The 4,480-nt window shown below is 61.3% G+C and carries 5 protein-coding genes; 3 read left to right on the top strand and 2 right to left on the bottom strand.

Features of this window, described 5'->3' with window-relative positions:
• Window positions 1-253: 253 nt before the first annotated feature.
• Window positions 254-1,864: a 4-hydroxyphenylacetate 3-hydroxylase family protein gene (locus J0F76_RS19960; protein ID WP_207472151.1), complete on the bottom strand. Its 1,611-nt coding sequence runs from the start codon at window positions 1,862-1,864 to the stop codon at window positions 254-256.
• A gap of 15 nt (window positions 1,865-1,879) precedes the next feature.
• Here J0F76_RS19960 and J0F76_RS19965 point away from each other — a divergent pair, with 15 nt between their 5' ends.
• Window positions 1,880-2,521: a TetR/AcrR family transcriptional regulator gene (locus J0F76_RS19965; RefSeq protein WP_207472153.1), complete on the top strand. Its 642-nt coding sequence runs from the start codon at window positions 1,880-1,882 to the stop codon at window positions 2,519-2,521.
• Window positions 2,508-3,041: an isochorismatase family protein gene (locus tag J0F76_RS19970; protein WP_207472155.1), complete on the top strand. Its 534-nt coding sequence runs from the start codon at window positions 2,508-2,510 to the stop codon at window positions 3,039-3,041. The genes J0F76_RS19965 and J0F76_RS19970 overlap by 14 nt, the downstream gene beginning before the upstream one ends.
• Window positions 3,042-3,256: 215 nt before the next feature.
• Here the strand turns inward: J0F76_RS19970 and J0F76_RS19975 are convergent, their stop codons facing one another.
• Entirely contained in the window at window positions 3,257-3,835 is a 579-nt protein-coding gene (locus J0F76_RS19975) for a recombinase family protein (protein ID WP_207472157.1), read from the bottom strand.
• Window positions 3,836-4,051: 216 nt separating this feature from the next.
• Between J0F76_RS19975 and J0F76_RS19980 the strand changes: the two genes are divergently transcribed.
• Complete coding sequence (locus J0F76_RS19980) at window positions 4,052-4,336, top strand: helix-turn-helix domain-containing protein (RefSeq protein ID WP_207472159.1); 285 nt, start codon at window positions 4,052-4,054, stop codon at window positions 4,334-4,336.
• Window positions 4,337-4,480 lie beyond the last annotated feature (144 nt).

The following is a 4,480-nucleotide window of genomic DNA, read 5'->3' on the forward strand; positions in this document are numbered from 1 at the left end:
TATCATCCCTCCACCTGTCATGCAGGCAGGGAATCACAGATCAAGCCGCAGGGATATCCTGAATCGGGAAAGCCGCAACACGCTCTAAAGCCGCAACTGAAAGCCCCCGATCAGGTAAGGTGGCAGGATCGATGCGAGGAGCCCTAAGCTGCCCGTTCATACTTGGTTGCGCGCCGCACGACGGCGTCCTCATCGTGCATTCATCATTGCCTGGGACCAATCTCACCAGAGATCAGACAGACCTTTCCATTGCCTAGGAAGAGGCGGCCGTCCCTGAAGGCGGTGTCAGTTCAGGCGTTTCGCATCCTATTGTGCAGCATCTGCCCGGCTGCTTGCTCACACGCCGCCCGTCGTTGAGGAGGCCACGGTCGAGCAGGCTCTCGACCAGTTCCACCTTCTCCATCACCGGATAGTTGCGCCAGATCTCGCGTTTCATTGCCTCGGGCGAGCCGCCGCCATGGAGCGAGATCACCGAATACCAGCCTGCCTCGTGCGAAACCGTCAGATCCTCGATAAAACGGGCAACCTCTACGCGCTGCTCGAAGGGGATGTCGGCGCGTCCACCCATCACCGCGGCGATCGAGGCGGCGGTCTCGGGGTTGTGGTCCTCGTCCGGTCCTGGCAGCGCGACGATCAGCCCCCCCGAAACATAATGGGCGACGCGGTGCATGTCGTAGATCTTCGTGGCCAGCAGCAGCTTGCCAATGTTGGAAAACACCGCATCCGGCATGACCGACCCGGCCGCATCCTTGGTGCAATAGACCGAAGACGCCACCCCGCAGGCATAGAAGCTTTCGGTAATGGTGATCAGTTCCACCATCTGATCGCGGATATGCCCGTGACGGTCCGCGTCGAGTCCGTTGGCCTCGATCATCAGCGCCCCGGCCCCGATCAGCAGATCGCCGAAGCCCGCTCTCGCACCAATGCAGGAATGGCGGTGATGGGTTGCATAGGAGGTCGTCAGGAAGCCGCCCTCCTCGGTCTCGCCCGCGAGAAACACGCGGTCATGGGGCACGAAGACGTCATCGAAGACCACCATCGCCACGGCTTGGCCGTATTTCGCCGAGAACTTCGCCGTCGCGTTGCCTGGCTGGCCCGCCGGCCGCGAGATGATCGTCACGCCCGGCGCGTCACAGGGAACGGCGCAGCAGACGGCAAAGGCGCTGTCCTCCGGCATGTGCGTGCGACATGGCATGACGAGGAATTCGTGCATGTAGGGCGCGCCTGTCACGATGGCCTTGGTGCCCCGGATGACGATGCCGTCCTTCCGGCGCTCCGTGATGTGGACATAGACATCCGGGTTCACCTGCTTGCCCGGACGCAGGGACCGGTCGCCCTTGGCGTCAGTCATCGCGACCCCTAGCGTCAGGTCGCGGTCCTGAATGTCGTGAAGATAGGCCAGGAACCGCTGGCCGTAGTCGGTGCCATGGTTGGCATCGATCAGGTGCGTTGCCTGCCAGAGTCCGTTCAGCGCATCATGCGTGAGGTAGCGCTGCGCGCAGCCGGAAGTCCTGCAGACCAGCCGCACGGCCTCAAGCTTGTCGAGCAGGTCCTGCGAGGTCTCGTTGATGTGCAGCATCCGGTTGACGGTCTTGCCGGAGGTGCCCTGCCGGGCCGTCATGATGCGCGCGTGCTGTTCCTGTAGGGCGAAGTCGTAGGTGACACCCACACCGGCGATGCCGGGCGCCAGCAGCGGCTCATCGGCGACACTTTCAACGGCCTGACCGCTGACGAAGACGCGGGGTTTGTAGGCCCGGAGCGAGTCCCGGTAGTCGGCAGCTGACATCAGCATGATGATTCCCTCCGGATTGTTTAAAATATCGAACGCTGTTAGATTAATGAACAGTGTTAGAATATCTGTCAAGGATGATAGGAGGGCATGGTGGCGGAGCGTCAAACCCGGCGGACAGCGGTTAGCGAACACAAGCGCGCGTTGATCCTCGAAGCCGCGCGCCAGGTCTTTGCCGAAGAGGGGCTGGACGGGGCGAGCCTGCGGGCCATCGCGATCAGGGCCGGATACACGCCCGCTGCGCTCTATTTTCACTTCGACTCCAAGGAGGCGATGTATGCCGAGGTGCTGCATGGCTCGCTAGTGTCCCTGGGTGCCGCGGTCGAGGGAAGCGTCGCCGGGACGAAGACTCCGCAGCAGCACCTAAAGGCCGCTGCGATGGCCTTCTTCCGGTTCTATGCCGAGAACCCGCGGGATTTGGACCTGGGCTTCTACCTGTTTCGCGGCGGCATGAAGCCGGCAGGACTGGGACGCGAGCGTGACGAGCGGCTGAACGCAGCGCTCGAAGCCGCCCTGCGGCCAATTGCCGAGGCCGCTTTGGCACTTGGTGCCTCAGCGGAGCGCGCCAATCTGCTGATGGTGGATTGCTTCGCCCATGCGACGGGGCTTCTGCTGCTGCTCCATACCGGCCGCATCCGCATGTTCGGAGCCTCGGCGCCCGAGTTGATGGAGGCTTACGTCGATGAGCGCGTCGAGCGGCTTGTGGAAGGACAGGACCATGATGACCATTGATCCCGCACGCTCCCTACTTCTCGTCATCGACTTCCAAGTGCGCCTGATGCCTGCGATCCATGAGGGCGAGCTGGCGGTCCGCAATGCGCGGCGGCTGACCGACGCTGCAGCGCTGATGGGCATCCCGTGCCTCTTCACCGAACAGAACGCCAAGGGTCTCGGCCCGACAGTCGACGATCTTATGGTCCCGCAGGATCGACTGGTTCACAAGCAGTTCTTCGATGCCTGCCGCGAGGAGGGCTTTCTCGCTCGCATCCCCGCAGACGCCCATGTCGTCGTCCTCGGATGCGAGGCACATGTCTGTGCTCTACAGACGGTGCTGGGCTTGCTCGCGGCCTCACGGAAGACCTGGGTGGTGCGCGACGCGCTTGGCTCGCGCCGTCCCGAGAATAAGGAGACTGCTCTGCGCCGTATGGAGCGCCACGGCGCCGAGATCGTCACGACCGAGATGGTGGTCTTTGAATGGCTGCAGAGCGCCGGAAACCCGCAGTTCCGGCAGTCCGTGGCACTGATCAAGTAACTGAACTGTATAGAAAAAACCGAGTAGAGCGTCGGGGCTGGGTCAAGGCACCGCATTATCAGCGCTGCCAAGGCAAACGGGATGCCGCATTAAGTGTGTGGATTGCCAATGCTGACATATTCATTTGGCAGGCGCAGCGAACGTCCGCTTCGTCCTGCATCCCAGTCGTTGCGCCTTGCTCTTTGGATGACCGCTTCCACGCGCAGGTGCCCAAGCTATCGGTTTGTATCGTTTTTCGGTTCGCCATTTCTCTGGGCAGCGTACAAAGCGGACTTGCCGACTTTCACGCGTGCGGCGGCCTCGCGGACGGTGAGGCCGGTCGCAATTAGATGGCGGGCACGTGCGACCCTTTCCGGCGTGGCGGCCATCGGCCGGCCCCCCTTTCGCCCCCTTGCTGCCGCCGCCGTGAGCCCTGCGTTCGTCCGTTCACGGATCAGATCGCGCTCGAACTGACCAAGGGCGCCGAAAATGTGGAAGACGAGCCGCCCGGTGGGGGTCGTGGTGTCGATGTTCTCGGTCAGCGACCGGAACCCCACGCCGCGATCTTCCAGGTCGGCGACGGTCTGAAGCAGATGCGTCATAGACCGGCCGAGGCGGTCGAGTTTCCAGACCACGAGAATGTCGCCCTCCCGCAGGAACGATAGAGCCGCGTTGAGCCCGGGGCGCTCGGTCCTGGCGCCTGATACTCCGTGATCCTCGAAAGTGCGGGTTGCTCCGGCAGCATGGAGAGCGTCGAACTGAAGGGCGAGATCCTGTTCGGCGGTTGAGACGCGGGCGTAGCCAATGAGGGACATGTGTCTACGGCGGAAAAGAGGGCGCCGGGGCATCCGGCGGGCTCCATTTGTCCGCAAAGCCGTCCAGAAATCAAGTTGTCCAGCTACCCGCTGTTGGGATAATTTTCGGACAGACTCTATGATCTTCCATAAAACGGACGTTTTTCGGAATCAGATCTTGAGCGATGACCTGAACAGGCGGATGCTCTTGTCTGTTCCTCGCTACAGGATCCGGTCATGTCAGATCCCGGATTTGCTTCTTCAAAGGCCCTCGCACGTTTCCGGCTCATGCAGCCCCATCTGGAGCAGGACATTCCACTGGTGCAAATCGCGGCCGAGTGCGGCATTGCGGAACGCACCTTGCATCGCTGGCTGGCAGCCTCTTCGACGGCCATGCCACGACTGTTAGCAATGTCCGCAATAGCTGCCCAGTTCCGACGCGAAACCCCACTAAGATATCAACTGAAAACATTACCGACAATTCGCGCTGTAAATATTTATTTGTCGATTTTGAATTCTTAGGACACACTTTCTTGTGGTTATTTATTAGGAGCTGTTTTATGCCGCGACATCACCATCTAGGGTCAGGACTCGTTCTCGATCATAGCCAGAAGATGACGGTAGCGGCGAGAAGGATGGCGGAGAAGAATGTCTCGGGGCATCGGT

The sequence above is a fragment of the Paracoccus fontiphilus genome (genome assembly GCF_017356265.1).
Lineage (GTDB): Bacteria > Pseudomonadota > Alphaproteobacteria > Rhodobacterales > Rhodobacteraceae > Paracoccus > Paracoccus fontiphilus.